We start from the raw sequence: 21,096 nt of genomic DNA, 5'->3' as shown, positions 1-21,096 counted from the left end.
GGATTACACCTTCTCTGCTGCCAGGCGTGCGTTGAGATACGCGCCGGCATGCGTGATGACGCCCGCGATGTCGGCATCGATGGCGGCCTTCAATGCCGCGTCGCTCGACTCCGCTCGGATATCGTGGGGTAACTTGCGGACGAGATCGCCAAGCTCCGACGCGAGCCGCGCCTGAAGCTCGGCATCGCCCCCCGCGCCCTGGATCATCCGCTGCAAATCGCCCAGAGCATCCTTGCGGGAGGCTAAGGCGTCAGGGCTTGCGGTCGCGATTACGAGGCGCTCGATCCAGGCCGTCTCTTCGCCCAAGCCCAAAGCGGCGGCCCGCGCCTCCGCAAGGAGACGATCCGCCGATGCGAGCAACTCGCCGTGCAGCTTTGTCTGCCCGGTCAACTCAATCCTGCAGGCCAGAAGGCGGCCTTGCGCGTCGCGCGCAACGGCGTCCTCGATCGCCGCGCGCACGCAATCGATGGCGTCGGCCGATGTGTTGCAAGAGCCCACCGGAACCGGCAAATGAATCCAGCGCACGCAATCTACGTGGAGCGGCGAGATCGCCTCGACCTGGCCGTCCTCGATTGCAACAAGCGATGCGCCTTTCGGGCCGTTTTCTCGGATGTGCCGGCCTTGAAGATTGCCGCAGAAGACGACATGCGGCCGCTCGTTTAGAACAGCGGCCTGATGTACATGCGCGAGCGCCCAATAGTTGTAGCCCTTGTTGATCAGATCTTCGATGGCGCAGGGCGCATAGTTTGCGTGCCCCTGCATCCCGCCCAAGCCGGTGTGCAGAACGCCAATATTGAAACAGCCGGGGATCGGCGCAGGATAAGCCGTGACCAAATTGTCCGTCACGTCCCGCTGCCGGAAGCTTTGCCCGTGAAGGGCGACGCCGAGATGCTGCAGCCAGAACGTCTCGGGCTTGCGGGCCGAAAACACGCTCACATTGGCCGGCAAGCTCAGACGGCGCGTGATCTGGCTTTCCGCGTCGTGATTGCCATAGAGCAGGAAGACCGGAATGCCGGCCTGGGCCAGTCGGCCCATCTGCTTTACGAAGAAAAGGCCGGTCTGATAGTCGCGCCAATCGCCGTCATACAGGTCACCGGCGATAACGATGAAATCGACCCGCTCCTCGATTGCCTGGCTGACGAGATTGTCGAGCGCAAAACGCGTTGCTGTGCGGATCCGTTCGGCCGCCGCGCCTTGCTGTCCGGAAAGTCCCTTCAATGGGCTGTCGAGATGGATGTCGCCAGTGTGGATGAAGCGAAACGACTGCAAAACAACGTCCCCCAATCTAAGCGCGTGGTCACTGGCGGCGGCCGCTCTGCCGGCGCGCCCCTAGTGACCTGAGCGAAAGCACCCAGCGTTTTCCGGAAGCGCGTGCCAAAAATTTTTGCTAACCAATCGATATTGAACATAAAGAGAACGGACTAGACGAGTAGTCACCCTTATCCCCAATATCTGGATAGTCAGGGCATAATCTGTGGGGTTCTCCGCCCGAGAAGGCTTCCGCCGTATTTTAACAAGTGACTAATTGTGGCTCTTGCGTCCAAATTTAGCAAGTGCTAGTTTTTCCGTCCTGTCGCGCAGGAGAGGGACATTGGCACTTCCTTTTGATTATCGGGAAAGAATCCGAGGTCTCCGCCGAACTCTGCGGCTCAAGCAGCCTGAGTTCGCTGCTTTAGTCGGGGTATCCCCCATCACCGTCAGCCGCTGGGAAAACGGCCAAAACGATCCGACAGATCTGGCGTGGACTCGGATCGAAAGTCTCGCGAGCCGGGCTGCCGTGCCCGCGGGAACGCTTGGTGAAAATTCATTGAACAGCCCCCAAATCGACTTTGGAGCTGATCCTGAGGCCGTTGCCGCGGTTGCTGAGTCTGTTCGTTTGCTTAGTGGACATCTTGCCAGCCCGACTTTCGCTACCGAAATCTCGCTAATCGATCCGCTGCCCCATCAAAGGGTCGCCGTTTACGACCGAATTTTGAAGTCTTGGCCTATCCGTTTCCTGCTGGCCGACGACGCGGGCGCAGGTAAGACCATCATGACTGGACTTACCATCCGCGAGCTTCTCTCGCGTAGGCTGATCCAGCGGGTGCTTATTGTTCCTCCAGCCGGACTGGTGGGAAACTGGCAGCGCGAATTGCGTGCTCTCTTTCGCATCCAAGCACGTATCATCCGAGGTAACGAGGCGGCAAAGGGCAATCCATTCTTAGAGCCCGACGCGAATTTTGCGATTGTCAGCCTCGACACGCTTCGATCGAAGGGCACCTTTGCGCGCCTTCGCGAAGCAGGTTTAGCCGGCCATGGTTACGACATTGTCGTCTTCGACGAAGCTCACAAGCTCTCAGCCGATCGTGATCCGATCGATATGACCGTTCGCAAGACAGCGCGCTACAGGTTGGCAGAATCCCTTGCCGGTATTGTTTCGGATGATCCCGAGTTCGACTTGGGTTGGGCGCCTCAATCTATGCTGCTGCTGACCGCTACGCCGCACATGGGTAAGCCATATCCGTACTTTGCACTATGGCGTCTGCTGGAACCGGATGCACTAAGCACGCCAGAGGCGTTGGCCGATTTTCCGAGGGAGCGTCGGGTACGCCATTTCATTCGACGTACCAAAGAAGAGATGGTGAAGCTCGATGGAACGCCGCTGTATCCACAACGCCTTTGCGACACTCTTGGTTTCGATTTAACCCAAGGGTCGGGCAGCGAACAAGAACTGTACGACGAGACGAGCAAGTATATTCGCGATATTTACAACAAAGCATCCACGCTGAATCGATCGGCCGCTCGGCTTGCGATGGCGGTCTTCCAGCGGCGTCTTGCGTCCTCGACATTCGCACTGAAGAGATCGTTCGAACGGCGCGCGGAAAAGCTCTCTGCAGCTATCAGATTGATCGAGGAAAATGGTCTTGAAGCAGTAAGGAAGGCGCAACGAGACCTTCAAAAGAAGGCCGAGAATAACGAACTCGATCTCTTTGCCAATGCCACGGCAGATGACGATGCCGGAGATGGTGGCGAGGCAGTTGAAGCTGGAGAATCTGAGACGCTTGGCGCGCTGGTCACCGAGAACCTTGCAGACCTGATCCATGAGCGGGATCGCGTCCTCAGTCTGCGGCAGATGGCACAGGGTCTGCTGGACGCTGGACGAGAGTCCAAATTCGCGAAGCTGCTTGAGACCATGAAAGACCCGCGTTTTACGAACGAAAAAATGCTCGTCTTTACCGAGCACCGGGACACTGCGAACTATCTTACCGAACAACTAGAGCGTCTCGGCTTCGCCGGGCAAGTGGCTCAGCTGCACGGAGCTATGGACTACGTAGAACGAGATAGACAGGTCGAATTTTTCCGAAAACCCATCGACAGTGGCGGTGCTAAATATCTCATCGGCACGGACGCAGCGGGCGAGGGCGTGAATCTTCAGTTCTGTTGGCTGATGATAAATTATGACGTTCCATGGAATCCTGCCCGACTTGAGCAGCGGATGGGGCGCATCCATCGTTACGGTCAGAAGAAAGATGCTGTCTACATCGCCAACCTTGTGGCGTGGAAAACTCGCGAAGGCAAGGTCATGAAGACCCTGCTCGACAAGTTGGAGACAATTCGCAAGGAACTCGGTTCGGACAAGGTGTTCGACGTCATCGGACGGCTCTTCGAGAACGTCTCCCTGAAATCCTATTTTGACGCGGCCATTCGAGGCGAAGCAGTCGCCGACGGAATCGAGGGCGTGCTGACGATCGAACAGCTACGCGCACTCGAAGCTAAGGAGCGCGCGCTGTATGGCAACGGCGGTGACGTGAAGGCCCAATTGCCTGCCATGCGCGAGGATTTAGAGCGCGAACGTTATCTCCGCTTAATGCCGGGCTATGTGCAACGGCTCGTCGAAAGGTCGGCGCCTTTGCTTGGGCTTGGAATCGATGGGGATGTGTCATCCGGCTTTCGCTTTAAGGTGCGGCAGCACGGCGCTATGGACGCTATTGCGCCTGAGATCGAAACATATCCCTACGAAGCACGTCAGAAACTAATGGTCCATCGTCCAGGTTTTGGCGAGGAAGCGATCTGGCTACACCCGGGCGAGCCTGTCTTCGACGCGATCTCCGGTGAACTGCAAGAGCGCTTCGGTTCCGATGCGCTTCGTGGCGCCGCATTTGTAGACCCGCACGCTAAGGAAGCGTCGTTGTTCCATCTCGCGACATGCACCGTTCTCCACCGAAGTCTCACTGGGGAGGATGTGCTGGAACACCGTCTGGTTGGTCTTCGTCAAGATTCGGACGGATCGATCCGAGAGTGCCCCGTCGAGTGGCTGCTGCTTCTTCGGGGCGTGAAGGACGTCAAGCCGGGAGCATATCCTGTCGGACGTGAGTGCCTTAGGCTGTTGCGCGAGGCCGGCGAGTGGCTGTCCGACGTGTTCGGTGCGGGTTTGGTTGCTTCGCATCGATCGATTGTTGAGAACGATCTTCCGCAACGCCTCGATCTCGTGAAGGCAGGTTTCAACCGCCAGGAAGCGGAGTTGACACGCGCACGCAATCGTCTCCGTCAAGCTACTCAGGAGGGTAAAAGGCAAGCGTCGATTCAGTTGGAACTTGTCAAAAACCGGCACTCAGCGCTTTCCAAAGTCCGAGAGAACCGGCTTGCAGCGATCAAGGCCGAACCAGATCAGATCATGCTCGGGCCCGTACGCTTCGTCGCGCACGCCTTGATCGTACCATCGGTCGACGCCGAAGACGAAAAACGATTTGACGCCCAGGTCGAGGCCGTCGCTGTGAAGTTATCGATTTCGCATGAAGAAAATGCTCGGGGCATGGTCCGCGATGTCTCGACAGCGGCGCGCGCTCGGGCCGCTGGTCTATCGGACTTTCCTGGCTTCGATCTCCTGTCTGAACGCCCAGGCTCTGCACCTCGATGTATTGAGGTGAAGGGTAGGGCAGATCGCGGCGAAGTCTTCATGACGCAGAACGAATGGGCCAAGGCCGCAAATCTCGGCGAACGCTATTGGCTTTACGTTGTTCTCGGCTGTGCCTCACCTAAACCGAGTCTATTTCGGGTGCAGGATCCCTTCACTCGACTTCTTGGTGCAGCTAAGAGCGGCATGACATTTACTGCCGGGGACATTCGCGCCCTCGCGGAACAGGATTGAGACGAGCCAATGTCAGACAAACGATTGATCGAAACCGCGTTCCCGCTGGCGGAGGCATCGGCCGCTTCTCTGCATGAGAAGAATATGCGGCATGGCCACATTTCCACGCTGCATCTATGGCCGGCTCGAAGGCCGTTGGCGGCATCACGCGCGGCAATCGCTGCATCGCTACTTCCCGATCCTGTTGATGACGAGGCACGAAATCAACTGGTCCGTCGGCTAGGCGGCCGACTCAAGCTGAAGAAGCAAACCAAGACTGAAGCCGCCGGTAAGGTTGAGGCTGCGAAGGTCGAAGCGGATGGTGGAATTTTATGGTGGGGGCAGGAATTCTCGCCTGATGTCGCTTGGTTTCGCGAAAAGATTTCCGCTGCAAGCGGCGGACGGCGTCCCCGTGTTCTTGACCCTTTCGCTGGAGGCGGCGCCATCCCATTGGAGGCAATGAGGCTCGGTTGTGACGTCGTGGCTAACGACCTCAATCCTGTTGCGTGGCTTATCCTAAAGTGCACTCTTGATTATCCACAGCGGTTGGCGGGTCAGAAGCTTCCGTTGCCGAAACACGCCATGCGAGACCCGGAGTTCGCTACAACCTTCTTGAAGGCTCTGGATCTTAAGGGCACCAGACTTGAACAAGCAGTGGAAGCGATGTCCGCAGCTGGACGTGGTGAAACGATACAGCATGGTCTGCTAGACGATCATCCTTGGGAAGAGGCACCCCTAGGGTGGCATATCCGCGCTTGGGGCGGATGGGTTTTAACGGAAGCTCGGCGGCAACTCGCTGCACGCTATCCTACGTTCGCAGAGTGGCAAGCGTTGGATAGTGAGACGGCCGTTGAACCGAAATTACTCAAGCCTCTGCCACCAGATACTGAAAATTCAGTTGCGATAGACGAACTTAATAGGGACCTCACCGGCTCAGAGCTTCGTGATGCTCGCACTCCACGATGGGTTTCTAAACCGACCGTAGCATACCTTTGGGCTCGCACTCTTTGCTGTCCCGCTTGCCGCGCAGTTTTCCCGCTCCTCAAAACGAGGTGGCTCTGCCAAAAGCGGAATAAGCGGGCGTTATTGAAAATGGAGCCAAATGGAGAACGAGACGGAGTAAACCTCAGTGTCTATTCCGAAGTTCCTCAGCCATCTGGCACCGCTAACCAGCGCAATGAGATAGATCGGATCGCGGGTCAAGGGACGTTGTCGCGGGCTGGCGCAACGTGTCCGTGCTGCAATCACATCACAGCACTAGAAAATTTGAAGTACGAATCGGTAGCGGGGCGACTAGGAACGAAGATGACCGCCGTGATCGTCGAAGGGCATCACGGCAAAGAGTACCGGAGTCCTCAACCTGAGGAAGAACAGGCCGCAGCCTCGGCGGTCGCGGACCTACCCGAAGTATTCCAGACCGTTCCATTCGGTATGCCAACAGAGCTTATACCCCTGGGTGGCAGTCGAGGTGGCGGCGGTACTCGGTTCTCAACGCCGCCATATGGATTGACGCGTTGGGAGCATCTCTTTCTGCCGCGCCAACTAGTTTCTTTGGGTACGTTTGTTAGCATCATACGACGCGCCCCCACTGTGCTCCGCGACCACGGGTATCCACCTGCTTGGATTGAGATCCTGACGGCATATCTCGCCCTTGCAATTGACCGATTGGCTGATTACGGAAGCGTGATTTGCAGCTGGAATAACAAACGAGAAACGCTTCGCGGAACGTTTGCACGCTATGCGATTCCGATTGTGTGGGACTTTACCGAAACGAGCCCGCTATCGAGTAGTACCGGGAACTATCTCGGCGGTATCGATTGGATATCGAAAGTCGTTCTCCGTAACTCCGAATCTCTCCAATGTGCATCACCGCCTAAAGTTCTGTGCAGTAGTGCGACTCAAGTAGATGGCGAATTCGACGCGATTATTACCGACCCGCCTTATTACGATGCGATTCCTTATTCCGACCTGATGGATTTCTTCTACGTCTGGCTGCGGCGATCGTTGGTCGGCCTATCTCCCGAAATCGATGCGGCATTCAGAGCGCCAACAGGCCCAAAGTGGAATCACGCAGAAGGCGATGGTGAGCTGATTGATGAGGCGAGCCGCTTCGGCGGTAGTAAGGAGGCTTCGAAACGAAATTTCGAAGACGGGATGGCTGCTGTATTTCGGAAATGCAGCTCGTGCTTACGTCCAGACGGCATATTCGTTATTGTCTTTGCCAATAAGAATCCTGATGCCTGGGAAACCCTTGTCAACGCAGTTATTCGGGCAGGGTTTGTTGTTGAAGGAAGTCTGCCTATTCAAACGGAACGATCTAGTCGTCCGAACGCGCTATCCGCGGCCGCGCTATCTTCTTCCGTTTGGCTCGTATGTCGCAAACGTCCAGCTGTTGCGCGTCCGGGTTTCGCTGGTCCTGTGTTATCGCAAATGCGAGAAAAGATCCGTACACAGATGCATCGATTCTGGGACGCTGGAATCCGTGGCCCTGATTTTCTTTGGGCTGCCACGGGGCCGGCACTCGAAGCGTTCAGCCGTCATCCAGTAGTCTACCGCGAAACGTCTAACTCTGGTCAACGCGAGCAAATGCCAGTGTCTGAGTTTCTTCGCGAGGTGCGTCGCCTTGTGGTAGAATTTGCTGTTGGTCGCGTACTTAAGCCTGCTACCGGGTCTGACGAGGACGTGCAGCGTGTCGGCATGGACGACATCACAACTTACTACGTTTTGCACCGCGACAGCTTCGGTATGACTGAAGCTCCGATTGGCGCTTGTATTCTTTATGCGTTGTCCTGCGGGCTTTCGGACGCAGATCTTGCTGACCGTTTCGATATACTCGCGCGCGCTGGCGGCAAGGGTACAACCGAATCTAGTGACGCGGACGTGGAGCAGGACGAGGATTCAGAGGACGAAGAAGCGGCGGATGCTGAGAGCGGCGGCACTGGGAGCAAAGTGCGGCTTCGGCGTTGGGATCAGCGCAAACGTAAGTCTCTGGGTTTGGAGGGAGTCGGTGGCCTTCCGGTGCCCATGATAGATCGCGTGCACCGGCTCATGCAATTGTGGAAAGTCGGGGACCTATCGAAGGTAAATGGATATCTCGACCAAAACGGATTAGCGCGCGACACAATTTTCGCCCAACTCGTGCAGGCCTTGATCGAACTCGCTCGCCGCGATGACAAGGGTGATGAAGCGCCAATTCTGGAGTCTATTAGCAATCATCTGAGGTCGCGCGCTGGCATTTCCATGCTTGCACAAGCGCCCCTTATTTTTTGACAACCCAGGAGAAAGACCATGTCGGCGAATACCGTTAAATCCTGGGCCCAAATTGTTAAGGTCCGCGAAGATGTGCGAACTGGACAACTTTCCTTGCAAGAATTTGCGGCGGATCTGTTTGACGTTGTTAATCGCACGGGCAAACGTCCGCTCTATGAAGATCCAACTAAATTCTTCTCGCTCAGCTACGCCACGGGCGCACAACGTGACATCGCGGCTGCCACCGCTGAACGCCTTCGCGGGAAGAGCGATAAGGCGATACGTCAGTTGGAGTTGACCTACGGCGGTGGCAAGACGCATACGCTAGTCACGTTAACCCATCTCTTTCGAGAGTCCGCGGCTCTTCCGGAATTACCTGCCGTGAAGGAGTTTGTGAGCGCGATGGGTGGAGAGTTGCCTAAAGCACGGGTGGCGGCCGTGTGCTTCGACAAACTCGACCCGGAGCTTGGCGTGCCTGCGCGGAGTCCGTCGGGTGAGCAGCGCACCCTGAAGCATCCGTGGAGCATTATCGCCTTTCAGATCGCCGGCGCTGACGGCTTGCGGGTCCTACGCGCCGATGGAAAGGACGAAGAACGAGACACTCCTCCGCGTGACTTGGCATTGGAAAAGCTACTTGAGATGCCTGGCAAGGAAGGCCTCGCTACACTTATTCTTTTCGATGAAGTGCTCATGTATGCGGGCGAGATGGCGAAGGATCCAATTCGGGGTGAGCAGTTTCGTGAGCAGTTCTTGAATTTTCTCCAGTCGTTGACCCAGGCTGTAGCAAAGGTGAGCACTGCTTCGATGATCGTTTCGCTCCTTGCGTCAGACCCTAAGCGCGATGATCCGTTAGGACGTCAGCTTCTTTCCGATATGTCGAACATTATGGGACGCAAGGAGGATGAGCCGTTTCAACCGGTCGGAAAAGATGACGTCGCTGAGATACTTCGACGCCGTCTCCTTGACCCAGACACAATAAAAGACCAAGAGGCATTTCGCGCGAACGTTGTTGCCGTAGTAAAGGCTTTGTCTGCAACCGATCCGGAGTTTGCCAAAACAGCAAAACAACGTGACGACAGAGAGAAACAGTACCTCGCGAGTTTTCCATTCGATCCGGCAATGATGGAGATCTTCTACACAAAGTGGACAAGTGGCCTACCGTTGTTCCAGCGCACTCGAGGTGTGCTTCGTAGTTTCGCCGTCGCGTTGCGTGATGCCGAGACTTGGAACACCGCACCGATCGCGGGGGCGTCCATTCTTTTGGCGCAGCCGGGAGAAGACAAGCTTTCACCGGCGCTCAGCGACCTAGCGGGGGTAGCACGGGTCGATCAGGTAGACGGCCCCCCGCAAGATTGGGTTGCGATTTTGCAGGGAGAATTACGATTTGCTCGGGAGGCTCAAGAGCAGTTACCGGCGCTCAAGGGGCGTGAGGTCGAGCAGGCTGTAGCCGGTACTTTCCTGCATTCGCAGCCTCAGGGCGCTAACCACGCGCGCATCACAGATCTTTATTCACTTGTGGGCGTATCGAAACCAGACAAAATTGCGCTAGAGAAAGGTCTGCAGAGTTGGGCCACTCGTTCTTGGTTCTTGGATGAAATGCATCTCGACAGCGCCGATAAGCGCGCAGACGGATCTCGGGGCGTTCCAAAAACCTGGAGACTCGGCTTCCAACCCAATCTCAAGCAGATGCATGATGACGCGCGAGTGAATCGAGTCGGCAAATCTGCTGTCGACGAGATGCTTCTTGATGAAATAAAGACTGCTAAGTGGCTGGATGCCGGAGCGTCAACGCTAGGCGCGCGTGTTCACAAGCTGCCGACTGGTCCGGATCAAGTGCCGAACGATGGTGAATTTCGGTATGTTATTCTCGGTCCGAATTCACAGTCCGAATCCGGAAAACCGTCTGCATCAGCGGTACGCTTCTGCGAGGAGGTAACTGGTCCTCACAATCCGCGTTCTGCCAAGAATGCCATAGTGATTGCCGCGCCGGATCGTGCGGGAATGGCCCAGGCTCAGGAAAGGGTGAAAGATTATCTGGCTTGGCTAGAGGTGAAAGCGCAGCTTTCGTCCCAGGCAGTTGATCCGGTTCGATCTTCAATGTTGGACAGTGCCATCTCTGGGGCGAAGAAAGACATCGCCGACGCTATTAGGCAGGCATATTGCATCGTGGTTACAAGAGGCAGTGACGATTCAGTCATTGCTTTCAAGGTAACAGTAGATCCGGCCAAGCCGCTGTTCACCACGATCAAGGAAGATTCGAAATCTCGCATTACTGACGTAGCTTTGGCGCCCGATGCACTACTACCCGGTTCGGGAAGTGGTTTCGATCTGTGGCGCGAAGATGAGGATAGGCGGAGAGTAAAAACCATCGTGGGTGCTTTTGCCGAACAGCCAAAGCTTCCAAAAATGCTTCGCCGTAAAGATTTGCTGGATACTGTGGCAAACGGTTGCGAGCAGGGCCTGTTTGTACTTTCGCTTCAACGGCCCGATGGAAGCGCGCGCACCTGGTGGCGCACACAGATCGACGAGGAGGCGCTCAACGACGATGCATTGGAAGCCGTGCAGAACCCCGCGGCAATCCTTGATAGTTTGGATTCCAACCTACTGGCGCCATCGAAGCTGGAAGGCCTCGACTGGAAAAATGGAGTCAAGATCGCTGATCTTATTTCTTATTTTGATGGTTACGTGCTTACGATTGATCACCCGGAAGAAGGCTGGACCGAACAAAAGGCCATTCCGCGCTGCCCTGAGGGCAAAATTTTTGAGGCTGTTGGAATTGCGGTTAAGGCAGGTTCCGCTTGGTTGACGAGCGGAACTGCTTCAATTTGGGGCGAACTACCACCGCCGGGCATTGTTTCAAAAACAGCTGTCCTTCGCACTCCCCCGCAGCCAATAGACGTTTCTTCACTTACCCCTGAGGCGCTGCCTGATGCATGGAGCGGGGGAAGGGCCACAGCGCATTCAATCGAGCAGGCAGTCGCTGCGCAGCGTGGCGTGACATCGATGCCTTGGAAGTTAGTCGAGGCGGCCATTACCGGTGCGCTAAATAGTGGCTTTCTGCGTATACGTCCGGGGGCGGCATCATGGCCATGTCAGTCTCATGAGGCAGCAGCTGTCGTACTTGGGTTACCTGAGGTTGCGCCCGCTGGCGGGCCAAATTCACCGGGGATGCAAGAGGCGGTTCCAAATTCGACTTATAGCCAAGCCGGATTTCGATCTGGGGTGCTGGATAGCAGCCAGCTGACAGAGCTGGTCGAAGCGATGGGAGACGTCTTGGCCGCGGCGGGCAATCTGACGCTCCGATTCAAAGTGACGGTGGAGTTCGCCGAGGATGAAACGCCAACTCCGGAGGTAGCCGCGAAGCTTGGGGCTGCTTTAAACAAGGCAACCGAAGCGTTCGGTTAACCTGACGCCGAACTTGCGCGCTTCGTAGCTAGTCGCCGCCATGACGCTCCCGGGATCCGCCGACGGCCACCGGCTTGCCGCGGAGATCCGGATTGTCCCGCTGCTCGACGGACGCAGAGAAGGCGTCCATGTCAACGTGAGATCTTGCGTTGGCGGGGCGAGGGCTCTGCCTGGTCGTCGTCCTCGTCAGTCACGTTGTTTGCCCGGCTGGGTCTTCCTTGACGCCGCTGGCCACGATCCGGAGGCTGCCGTCCGGAAGCGGCCGCTGTAGCTTCAGGGCCTCGTCTCCGGTGGCGGTCATCCAGGTCTCAACCTCGTCCGGCGTCGTCAAGATCACGGGCATCGCCTTCGGGTGGATGGCAGCGACCTCAGCGTTGGGCTCCGTCGTAAGAAACGCGAAGATGTCGTTGGTGGTTTCGCCTTCCTTGACCTTCCTGACCGACGTCCAATTGGTCCAGATGCCGGCGAAACAGGCGAGGGGACGGGATTCGTCGAGCGCGAACCAGATGTCGCCGCCTTCCGCCTTGTTGAACTCACTAAACGAGTTGAACGGCACCACGCAACGGTTCTCGACGCCGAGCCACCGGGACCAGTGTTTGCTTTTCACGTTGCGGATGTTGGTCGTGCCGCCGTCCGGCTCCATTCTGAGCAATTCCTTGAAATCCACTGCCTTGCCTTTGGCCTGCAGCTTTTCGGCTCGTTTCTTGGTGGCGTCCATCAGCGCCTTTGACGACGATGGCATTCCCCACCGCGCAGTAGCGAGTGCGCGGCCCTCGGCTCCGTTCCGCACGATCGGTGCCTTGTAGTCGGGAAAAACCCCCGGCATCGGCGCCAGATTGCCGACATATCGGTTCACGACGCGGAATAGCGCGCTGATCGCGGCTTGGTTGGTCGTAATCGAATAAAGATTGCACATCGGTCAGGATTCGGTTCGAGGGTGGCGCGGCTGCCACGTCAACTGTAGCAGAGTCGCGGATGGACGCCGGCCCGCCTTGGCGCATTTGCGGCAGCGCAGTCGGCTGGCGAGATCGTGCACGAAGGTGGTCGGCGGGTGCTTCATCGCTGCGAGGTCCACGTCGCTCGGCGTCTTGCAGCGCGCGCATCTGATCTCCAGCCAGGGGAAGCCTCCGTTCACGGCCTGGTCGATGGTAGGCGACGGATCGATCGGTTCGCCGTCACTCCACATCCGCTCGTTCCAGCTTTCGCAAAGCAGCCTGTCGGCTTGCTGGATCATCGCCTCGCCTTTGGCCCGGATCTCCGCCGATTGGGCAGCAAGCATGTTGGCCATCGCGCGTGCCTTGCCGAGCTCCTTTGCCAGAGCCTTGCGGTCGCCGCCCGACAGGGGCGTAGGGTGATACTTCGGGGCCATCCGGATATCCAGGCGCAAAGAGATCGGATCGGCAAATGCAGAGCGCTACGGCGTCTCGAATGCTGGCCAGCACCCATCTTCTTCATGCCTGCCGGTGCGCTGCTGGCAGGTGTTGTCGAGCAACCGCTTCGCCACGTCCTTCCAGACTGCGTTTGTGCCATACAAGCGGACGGCATCGGCGGTCTGGATTTCCACGGTCCGCTCGCAGCGGCGGCAGGAGACGCGCAGAACGTGCGCCTTGATTTCCGAAAGGCGTCGCTGTCGGGCCTGGGCCACGGTCGCGCCGGCTCGAGGGTCTTTGAGGACCGATTCCCAATATTCGGCCGGGAGCGGGGCATCCGGACCCGCAGCGGACGGCGCTCGTCTAACGTCGGCTTCAGCGGCCAGTTTTTCCATCTGCTTCGGGGTCGGCATGCGCCAGCTCGCGGGTCGGTCGGTCATGCCCGAATTAGAACATAACAAGAACAAATGTCGAGTCCGACCAAGCCGGCGCTGAGAAAAATTCCCTCTGGGGAGACGGGGGCGCGATGTCGGAACCAAGCCCGGTCGTTCGTCTTGAATCCGGTATCAGTATCGGAGTTCCCCCGGCATGGCCCCCCGCGCTAACTGGAAAGGGTTTCTGCGTCTTTCCCTCGTCACCTGTCCGGTCGCGCTCTATCCGGCCACCTCGGAATCCGAAAGGTCTCGTTCAACCAGCTGAACCGAAAGACCGGCCACCGGATCAAGTACGCCAAGGTCGATGCCGACACCGGCGAGGAGGTCGACAGCGAGGACATCGTCAAGGGCTACAAGGTCGATACCGATACCTTCATCGAGGTGACCAAGGAGGAGCTTGAGAACGTCGCGCTGGAATCCACGCGAACCATCGAGATCGACGAGTTCGTCGACCGGAGTGAGATCGACCCACGGTATCTGATCCGCCCCTACTATCTGTGCCCGGATGGCAAGGTTGGGCACGACGCCTTCGCAGTCATCCGCGAAACCATCCGCGAGATGAACAAGGTCGCAATTGGTCGTGTGGTGCTGACCAATCGCGAGCACATCATCGCGCTCGAGCCGCTCGACAAGGGGTTGATGGGCACATTGCTGCGCTACCCCTACGAAGTCCGTTCAGCTGATGAGTATTTCGACGATATCCAGGATGTCAAAGTCACCAAGGACATGCTCGACCTCGCCAAGCACATCGTCAATCAAAAGGCGGGTCACTTCGAGCCGGACAAGTTCGAAGACCAGTACGAAACTGCCCTCATCGATCTCATCAATCAGAAGCGCGCCGGCAAACCAATCACCGCGAAAGCGCGTCCCCGCGGCGAGAACGTGGTGGATCTGATGGACGCGCTGCGCAAGAGCATCGGAAGAGAGGGCGCGGCCGCGACAGAGGCACCCAAGAAATCAGGAAAAAAGCCGCGCAAGGCGGCGGCCGGGCAGAAGGAAATGCTGATGCCGATCGCAGGCAAGAAGCCGGCGAAAGAGACCGCGGCGAAGAAGCCGGCGGCCAAGCCGCAGCGGAAGTCGGCTTAGGTGTCGTGAAGCATCCGGCGACGCCGGACGTCCACTCCTTCGTCGTCCGCGGCAGGCTCTGGCGAATGGCAAATCCCATCTCGACGAGGTCACGCGAGATCATCTCGTCGGCCGTCCAATGGCGGCCCGGCGGGTCGGTGCGCGCCAGGAAGGCGGCCGACCGCGAGGCCGAAGTAGGTGCATTGGGCCGTGGACGAGGCTAAGCAGGCGCTCGGCGAGCGCGGTCCGGTATAGCGGGACGACGGCTGGCCGGCTCTCGATTGCTCTGCAAAGTAGGAGCGATATGGCTGCGGTGAAGAAAACTTCCAGCAGATCGGCCTTGAGCGCGGGCATTCTCGCATACCGCAAGGGCGCTCGTGGGCTCGAGGTACTGCTGGTTCATCCCGGCGGTCCGTTCTGGCGCAAGAAGGATTATGGCGCCTGGTCCATTCCAAAGGGCGAAATCGATGCCAATGATGCTCCGGAGCACGTCGCGCGGCGCGAGTTTGCCGAAGAGCTCGGCCCGAGCGCGTCAATTGGTTCACTCCAGGCGCTGGGGGAAGTCCGGCAGCGAGGAGGGAAGCGCGTCATCGCATTCGCCGGCGAGGGCCACTTTGATCCGGCAGCGCTAACCAGCAATACCTTCGATATCGAATGGCCGCCCCGAAGCGGTCGACGGCAGAGCTTTCCCGAAGTCGACCGCGCGGAATGGTTTGATATCGAGCTCGCGCGGACCAAGATGCTGTCCGCTCAGGTAGAGTTCCTCGATCGTCTTTTGGCAATCGCGATTGGGAACGCCGTCAAATGATGTTCAGGATCGGAATCATTTCGGACACGCACGGCCTGTTGAGGCCCCAAGCGGAACGAGGCCTGACGGGCGTCGATCACATCATCCATGCCGGCGACATCGGGCGCCCCGAGATCGTCAACGCGCTTCGTCGAATCGCGCCCGTCACGGCCATTCGTGGAAACGTGGACAGTGGCGAGTGGGCTCGCAACTACCCCGACACGAACCTTGTGCGCCTGGCGGGAAAGTCGATCTACGTTCTGCACGACTTGAAGACGCTGAAGGCCGACATCAGCGCCGGCATCGACGTCATCGTGTCAGGGCATTCCCACGTGCCGAAGATCGACACGGTCGGCGGCGTTCTCTACCTGAATCCCGGCAGCGCGGGGCGGCGACGCTTCAAGCTGCCAATCACGGTTGCGACGCTCGAAATCACGCATGAGGGGATGCGATCGGAGATCCACGACCTTGGAGGCGATTGAACGCACCGTCGCGGAAGGGAGTTCGGCGGCAATGTGCGCGAAGCATACATAGCCGTTCCTCCACACGAGGACCGGAAGCAAGAGATTCGAGACGCGGGCGATACTGATGTGGTGACAAACGCACTGCGCCAACGCGGTGGCTTCATTGTGCTCGCTACCGAAGCCAAGGTGGCCGCGAACAAGAAAGGCTAAAACGACGCCGGGATAGGGGGGCGGTGAACCGTCGCCAACGTTGTCACTTTCCGCTCCTCAGGAAACCGCTCCAGCGTCATCAACGCCAGCTCGACGAGGCGAGGCAGCGGCTCGGTCGACTTCTCCCAGTTGATGATGGTCTGGCGCGATTTGACGCCCAGCGCCATCCGCAACGTGTCTTGGGTGAATCGGTTACGGCTACGCCATCCCGGGAGCTCAGTGCCGAACATCGGTCGGCTCCACAGTGGTGACGGTTTCCTCGGCGGCGACATGGCCGCTCCACCAATTCAGCTTGACCTTACGAGTGCGCACGACCATGCGGTGAAGGCCAGTGGCCATCGCCTTGCGAATGACGTCCAATGTTTGGACGTCAATTTTTTGGACATTCCTTGGTGATTCGCTCATCGATACCTCTGAAACTGCAGGTGAAACGGGAATTTGGCACCCTCACCATAGGGGTAGATGGTTAACTTCAACTTAAACGCCGAGAACTTAATTTCTTGCGAACATCCGGCTTCAGCCGCTTGCCTGACACGTAGGCAGCAGCAAGCTCGCCCGCGACCAAAAGGACGAGCGCTCCGAAGGAGTAGGCATCGTGAACGGTGTAAATAATTGCAGCCCAGCCGATGGTCTTCATAGGACAATCCCCACGTGCCCAGGCTTTCGCCAAGGCGAGTTACGTGTTGGGATCATCCCTGTGCAATCGAGGCCCATTGCGCGTGGTGCACAGCGTGCGCACCAGGAAGATCATTCTAGAGCCGGCCGCGTGCCGGTAGCCATTGTTGGGATCGCTAGTCCCTATTCTCCCCGTATTACGATCCGAGGTGCGAGCAATCGTCGCCACCGGGCTGTGGGTCTGACTATGCTCTGATGCGGACTTCTATGTCCGACCGATTCATGGCGGATTCGCGGCGCCTCGCGCTACGCCGACTCAATTCGTTCCTCTCGCCGGTTAGGCACGAAGGAATCGCTATTTGCGCGAACGTTCTCGTTCGCGCACGACATCCTTCGCCCGCTTGTCGGACCTGAGGCCAAGGTAGACGGGCTGGCGCAATTCGCCCTTACTAGTCCACTCCGCGAATTTGACCTCGGCAACCAACGAAGGCCTGACCCAGGTCGTGGCGGCCTCGTCCTTCACTTTGGCAGGGAACGGTGATTTAGGGATCGTCAGCTTCACGAGCTTGGCATGGAGGTCTTCCAGGACCTTGTGGCTGAATCCGGTGCCGACATGTCCGATGTAGAGCCATGCTTCGTCTTTCCGCACGGCGAGGACCAGGGCGCCGAAGAACGGCCTGGTGCGCCTCGGCGCGGTGAAGCCCGCGATCACCACTTCCTGCCGCTTTGCTGTCTTGATCTTCAGCCAATCCGCCGTTCGGCTTCCGGAGGCATACGTGCTGTCGGCGCGCTTCGCCATGACGCCTTCCAGGCCCTTCCGCTCGGCTTCAGCGAAAAATTTCGTGCCGTTCGCTTTGCGGTGACGGCTGAAGGCGATCAGCCGGTGACGCGGCAGGATCGCTTTCAGCCGCTCCTTGCGCTCGAGCAGAGGCTGTTTGCGCAGGTCCTCTGCGTTCTGAAACATGAGATCGAAGGCGCAGTACAGAAGTTTCGCTTCATGGCGCAGCGCGTTCTGAAGCAGTTGGAAATGCGAGACGCCGTCCTTTCCGATCGCGACGAGCTCGCCGTCGATCACGGCGTCGCCCTTCACGCCCTCCAGCGCTTTGGCGACTTCGATATAGCTGCGGCTGATGATCTTGCCGTTGCGGCTATAGAGCAAAACCTTGCCCCGGCGAATTTCCGCGATCATCCGGAAGCCATCGTATTTATCCTCGAAAACCCAGTCGGAGTCGTCGAACGGCGCGTCGGTGAGCGTAGCGAGCATTGGCTGTAAGCGCTTGGGCAGGGTCGACGTCCGGCTCATTCAATGGCCAATCCTTCAGTGGTGTTGCGTAATGCAGGGACGGCACCTTATTGCTCGAGGTGGCCAGGGACCGGTTCGATGAAGCCGGGGAGAAGCGCCTTGACGCCGATACCTGCCAGCCTTTACGCGCGAAACGCCACTGAAGAACTCCACGCTACAGCCGATTCAAATTGGCACAGTTCGAATCGTTCCGGAACCTGCGAATCCCTGTCGCGTTGCTTCGATGTCACAACAGGAGGCACCGATGGCGGTAGCGAAGAAGAGCAAGACGGCGCGCGGACGAAAACAGGACCGGGCGCGGGTGGCTGGCGGGCAGGACTACGAAGTGCAGTACGAGGCAAAGAAGACAGGAAAGTCGGCACCTGCGGTGAAAAAGGCCGTCAAAAAGGTCGGCAACGCGCGCAAGCGTGTGGAGAAGCGGCTGAGCCGCTGAATAGGAGAGGCGGGCTAGCGTCCAAGGGTAGCGGCCGTCCTTCTAGCCAGAGGGGCATTCAGGGCAGGTGTCACCGATCGAGTCCAGCACGTCGCGAAGCGCGGCCTCCGCTGCTTGAGGGGAGACTCCTTCCGGCAGGTCTCGACGGGCGATATCAAAGGCCCGCTCTCGGGCATGCGGATCGGTGCGGTCCTGCATCCAACCGTGCTCCTCGCACTCGCGGATGGCGCCGGCTTCGTTCAGCACGTTGATCGCCCAACCGCGCAGGGTGCGGATCGCTGGCCGTCTCTGCTTGGTCATCAGCATTGAAAGGTTCTCCCACGCTGGCACGAATCGTTTAGTCGCGCAGACGTTCCCCATCGCTAACACAGGACTGGGATTCCGGATCGTGGGATCTCGTGGTCCTTCAAAGGCCGAGTTTCCAGCCAGTCAGGTGCTAGGGTGGGCGAGAACGAACCGAAGAATCCGTTTGCCGATACTTCTGACGTCTTATCCGTTTTGCGCGTGCGGCTGTCGCCGCACCGGGCTCTCGTGAACCGAGCCGCGCAGCGTCTCGGCCCTGCGGCTGTTATCCCTCGCGCACGAGCAGGTCACGCCCTCCGCGGGGGCAGAAAAAAACCGGACCTTTATGCAGCAGCCACCTGCACAAAGGTCCGGCCTTATCTTAGCGTGCCGCGATACCGAACGGCTGCAAAGGACGTTTCACATCCTTTGGGAGGTCTCGCTTTTCATCCGAGTTGCGACCGGAGGCGGCAATCGATCAGGTGCTGATACGACTACTTCTTTTTCTTTGAAGTCTTCTTTGCCACCTTCTTGGTAGCTGCCTTCGCGGTCTTCTTTGCCTTCTTCGCTTTCTTGGCCATGTCGTCCTCTGTAAGAATTGGCTCTCATTGAACATGCCCACGCCGTGCATAGACATGCGCACGCGTGAGACGATATCACAAAAGCAAAATTGATACCAAGCCGACGTGCATTCGTATTGAGTCGCTCGCCGGAGGCACTCGCCCTCGGGCCCGCCGTCATTGCATGCCGGCGTCGCTATCACTGCCCTTCGGGTCGGGTGCCTTCTTAACCGGTCTCGCGACTGCACTCGGTCCCGGGTCCCGCCGCTACGCGTCGGCGCTATGCTTGACCCTCCTGCGGGTGCCTCTTTGCTGCGTCCCGCGAGTGGTCTTCGCTTTCGCTCCGCCCACAGGATTGCGAGACTCCTGTGAAAATGCCGGGCGGTTTTCGTAACATTGCCTGCATCCCGTTCGCTCAGGTTTTGGCGCGTGCGGCAAGAGCCGCACCGGGCTCTCGTGAACCGAGCCGCGCAGCGTCTCGGCCTTGCGGCTTCGATCTCTCGCGCTAGAGTTTTGGTGCTCCTCGCCGGGGGCACTCGGGAAAGGGGCTCGCCTGCGGCGATCGCTATCACTGCCCCGTTCCCGGGTGCCGCTATTGAACCGGTCTCGTCGCTGCACTCGGACCCGCGTGCCCCTTCGGGTCTCTATGCTCACGCTCTCCGGGTGCCATTTTCCGTTGAGGCGATGCGCCCGGCGCACGCCTGATCGGGCCTGCGGCCCTAAAGCAGATTGCACAAGAGGCTGAGAGTAAGAGTGCAGGCTGGTTTTTCCGTGACGGGTTACAAGCTGCGAGAGAGGCTCGCGGTGCCCGTCGCGGAGACCCGCGATGTCAAACCCTACTGCGTGTGCGCGCGCCGGCCAGGACCGGGCGAACCTCTACAGCGAAATCACCGACAGGATCATTGCCGAGCTTGAGGCCGGACGCGTCCCCTGGGTTCAGCCCTGGGGTACTGCCGCGGCGAAAGCGCCGCTGGCGATACCGAAAAACGCGTCGACCAACCGGCAATACAGTGGGGTGAACATCCTCATCCTCTGGGGAGCCGCGATCGAACGCGGATTTACGGGTCAAAGTTGGCTCACCTTTCGTCAGGCCCTCTCGCTCGGTGGCCACGTTCGCAAGGGAGAGCGCGGCACCACAGTCGTCTACGCTGATCGTTTCGTGCCGAATGACGAAAAGCGACGCGCCGCCGAGAACGGCGAAGACGCGCAGGCGATTCCATACCTCAAACGATTTACCGTTTTCAACACCGATCAGTGCGAGGAGCTGCCCGACGGCATTGCCAGCGCTGCGCCGCCACCGCCGCCTGGCCTCATCGAACCCACCGTCGACGCTCTGATCAAGGCCAGCAAAATTCCATTTCGGATTGGTGGAGATCGCGCATTCTATGCAACAGCCGACGACTATGTTCAGGTCCCGCCGCCGCAGGCCTATTTCGAACCGATCAACTGGCACCGCACGGCGTTGCATGAACTCGGTCACGCGACCGGGCATCCCTCGCGCCTCAATCGCGACCAGAGCGGATCCTACGGTACGAGGAAATATGCCTTCGAAGAACTCGTCGCCGAGTTGAGTTCAGCGTTCAGCTGCGCGTCACTCGGGATCGTGCCGACCGTGCGCCATGCCGACTATATCGGCTCCTGGCTCGAAGTCTTGCGCGAAGACAATCGGGCCATCTTGCGTGCTGCCTCGCAGGCGAGCAAGGCCGCGGACTATTTGCTCGACTTCGCTCCCGGGTCCGTTGAGCCCGCGTCCGTGGATTCGGTTGTCGCCGATCACGGGGCGGCGTGATGCTCGGCCTCGTGGCCGCGCGA

The 21,096-nt window shown here is 58.6% G+C and carries 16 protein-coding genes and 2 pseudogenes; 8 read left to right on the top strand and 10 right to left on the bottom strand.

Annotated elements, in window-relative coordinates:
* Positions 1 to 3: 3 nt before the first annotated feature.
* A complete protein-coding gene (locus GGD61_RS31345; RefSeq protein WP_183231816.1) occupies positions 4 to 1,269 on the bottom strand; it encodes a DNA repair exonuclease in 1,266 nt (421 codons plus the stop codon).
* A 322-nt stretch (positions 1,270 to 1,591) separates the two neighbouring features.
* Between GGD61_RS31345 and GGD61_RS31340 the strand changes: the two genes are divergently transcribed.
* The 3 genes from GGD61_RS31340 to GGD61_RS31330 are packed head-to-tail and all read left to right on the top strand — an operon-like array spanning position 1,592 to position 11,761.
* Positions 1,592 to 5,128 carry a helicase-related protein gene (locus GGD61_RS31340; protein WP_183231815.1) on the top strand — a complete coding sequence of 1,179 codons (3,537 nt, stop codon included), beginning with the start codon at positions 1,592 to 1,594 and terminating at the stop codon, positions 5,126 to 5,128.
* A 9-nt stretch (positions 5,129 to 5,137) separates the two neighbouring features.
* Positions 5,138 to 8,377, top strand: coding sequence for a DUF1156 domain-containing protein (locus GGD61_RS31335; protein ID WP_183231814.1), 3,240 nt, complete (start codon positions 5,138 to 5,140; stop codon positions 8,375 to 8,377).
* A gap of 18 nt (positions 8,378 to 8,395) precedes the next feature.
* Entirely contained in the window at positions 8,396 to 11,761 is a 3,366-nt protein-coding gene (locus GGD61_RS31330) for a DUF499 domain-containing protein (protein ID WP_183231813.1), read from the top strand.
* Here GGD61_RS31330 and GGD61_RS31325 read toward each other — a convergent pair.
* From GGD61_RS31325 to GGD61_RS31310, 4 genes and pseudogenes are all read right to left on the bottom strand, one after another.
* Positions 11,762 to 11,955: pseudogene (locus GGD61_RS31325) on the bottom strand (DNA polymerase IV); the annotation flags it as partial.
* Positions 11,952 to 12,677: an SOS response-associated peptidase gene (locus tag GGD61_RS31320; protein ID WP_183231812.1), complete on the bottom strand. Its 726-nt coding sequence runs from the start codon at positions 12,675 to 12,677 to the stop codon at positions 11,952 to 11,954. The gene GGD61_RS31320 and the pseudogene GGD61_RS31325, both read right to left, overlap by 4 nt.
* Positions 12,678 to 12,680: 3 nt before the next feature.
* Positions 12,681 to 13,130 carry a hypothetical protein gene (locus tag GGD61_RS31315; protein ID WP_183231811.1) on the bottom strand — a complete coding sequence of 150 codons (450 nt, stop codon included), beginning with the start codon at positions 13,128 to 13,130 and terminating at the stop codon, positions 12,681 to 12,683.
* Positions 13,131 to 13,175: 45 nt separating this feature from the next.
* Positions 13,176 to 13,571, bottom strand: a complete 396-nt coding sequence (locus tag GGD61_RS31310; protein WP_183231810.1) for a hypothetical protein — start codon at positions 13,569 to 13,571, stop codon at positions 13,176 to 13,178.
* Positions 13,572 to 13,719: 148 nt separating this feature from the next.
* Here GGD61_RS31310 and GGD61_RS31305 point away from each other — a divergent pair.
* The 3 genes and pseudogenes from GGD61_RS31305 to GGD61_RS31295 all read left to right on the top strand — a co-directional run bounded on the left by GGD61_RS31305 (position 13,720) and on the right by GGD61_RS31295 (position 15,899).
* Positions 13,720 to 14,651: pseudogene (locus GGD61_RS31305) on the top strand (Ku protein).
* 283 nt (positions 14,652 to 14,934) lie between these two features.
* Entirely contained in the window at positions 14,935 to 15,438 is a 504-nt protein-coding gene (locus GGD61_RS31300; RefSeq protein ID WP_183231809.1) for an NUDIX domain-containing protein, read from the top strand.
* Positions 15,435 to 15,899 (top strand): metallophosphoesterase family protein, encoded by a 465-nt coding sequence (locus GGD61_RS31295; protein ID WP_183231808.1) that lies wholly within the window; start codon positions 15,435 to 15,437, stop codon positions 15,897 to 15,899. Before GGD61_RS31300 ends, GGD61_RS31295 begins: the two co-directional genes overlap by 4 nt.
* 188 nt (positions 15,900 to 16,087) lie before the next feature.
* Here GGD61_RS31295 and GGD61_RS31290 read toward each other — a convergent pair whose 3' ends face one another.
* The 4 genes from GGD61_RS31290 to ligD all read right to left on the bottom strand — a co-directional run bounded on the left by GGD61_RS31290 (position 16,088) and on the right by ligD (position 18,009).
* Positions 16,088 to 16,321: a hypothetical protein gene (locus GGD61_RS31290; protein WP_183231807.1), complete on the bottom strand. Its 234-nt coding sequence runs from the start codon at positions 16,319 to 16,321 to the stop codon at positions 16,088 to 16,090.
* Positions 16,308 to 16,496: a hypothetical protein gene (locus GGD61_RS31285; RefSeq protein WP_183231806.1), complete on the bottom strand. Its 189-nt coding sequence runs from the start codon at positions 16,494 to 16,496 to the stop codon at positions 16,308 to 16,310. Before GGD61_RS31285 ends, GGD61_RS31290 begins: the two co-directional genes overlap by 14 nt.
* 67 nt (positions 16,497 to 16,563) lie before the next feature.
* A complete protein-coding gene (locus GGD61_RS31280; protein ID WP_183231805.1) occupies positions 16,564 to 16,728 on the bottom strand; it encodes a hypothetical protein in 165 nt (54 codons plus the stop codon).
* 333 nt (positions 16,729 to 17,061) lie between these two features.
* Positions 17,062 to 18,009 (bottom strand): non-homologous end-joining DNA ligase, encoded by a 948-nt coding sequence (gene ligD / locus GGD61_RS31275; RefSeq protein ID WP_183231804.1) that lies wholly within the window; start codon positions 18,007 to 18,009, stop codon positions 17,062 to 17,064.
* 244 nt (positions 18,010 to 18,253) lie between these two features.
* Here ligD and GGD61_RS31270 point away from each other — a divergent pair, with 244 nt between their 5' ends.
* Entirely contained in the window at positions 18,254 to 18,442 is a 189-nt protein-coding gene (locus GGD61_RS31270; RefSeq protein WP_183231803.1) for a DUF3606 domain-containing protein, read from the top strand.
* 42 nt (positions 18,443 to 18,484) lie between these two features.
* On the opposite strand, the gene GGD61_RS31265 is transcribed toward GGD61_RS31270, so the two are convergent.
* Positions 18,485 to 18,748 carry a hypothetical protein gene (locus GGD61_RS31265; RefSeq protein WP_183231802.1) on the bottom strand — a complete coding sequence of 88 codons (264 nt, stop codon included), beginning with the start codon at positions 18,746 to 18,748 and terminating at the stop codon, positions 18,485 to 18,487.
* Between the two features lie 1,362 nt (positions 18,749 to 20,110).
* On the opposite strand from GGD61_RS31265, the gene GGD61_RS31260 reads away from it, so the two are divergent.
* Positions 20,111 to 21,073, top strand: a complete 963-nt coding sequence (locus GGD61_RS31260; protein ID WP_183231801.1) for an ArdC family protein — start codon at positions 20,111 to 20,113, stop codon at positions 21,071 to 21,073.
* Positions 21,074 to 21,096 lie beyond the last annotated feature (23 nt).

It is taken from the genome of Bradyrhizobium sp. SBR1B (assembly GCF_014198205.1).
Taxonomy (GTDB): Bacteria; Pseudomonadota; Alphaproteobacteria; order Rhizobiales; family Xanthobacteraceae; genus Bradyrhizobium.
The sequence above is the reverse complement of the archived record's forward strand: the minus strand, read 5'-3'. Positions and strand labels throughout refer to the sequence as shown.